This is a genomic window from Faecalibacterium sp. DFI.5.82, from assembly GCF_029076575.1.
GTDB lineage: Bacteria > Bacillota > Clostridia > Oscillospirales > Ruminococcaceae > Faecalibacterium > Faecalibacterium duncaniae.
The window spans coordinates 1-311 of sequence record NZ_JARFIS010000511.1 but is presented as its reverse complement, the minus strand read 5'-3'; the positions used below and the strand labels follow the sequence as shown (position 1 = coordinate 311).

General features: G+C 60.5%; 1 pseudogene. It reads left to right on the top strand.

Annotated features, from left to right (window positions below):
• Positions 1–311: pseudogene (locus P0G09_RS17655) on the top strand (cell division protein FtsZ); the annotation flags it as partial.

The window sequence follows — 311 nt, the reverse complement described above, 5'->3', positions numbered from 1 at the left end:
ATCACCCTGATGAACGCCTTCCAGGCCGCCGATAATGTGCTGCGTCAGGGCGTGGAATCCATCTCCGCTCTGATCAATTTGCCCGCCTTCATCAACCTGGACTTCGCAGACGTGCGCTCTATGATGAAGTATGCCGGTTACGCCCACATGGGCGTGGGCAGCGCCAAGGGCGCAGGTAAGGCAGAGAACGCCGCCTAGGCTGCAATCTCCTCTCCGCTGCTGGAAACCAGCATTGCCGGTGCACACGGCGTGATCATCAACATCACCTCCAGCCCCGATATCGGCCGGGAGGATGTCGAGACTGCTGCCGG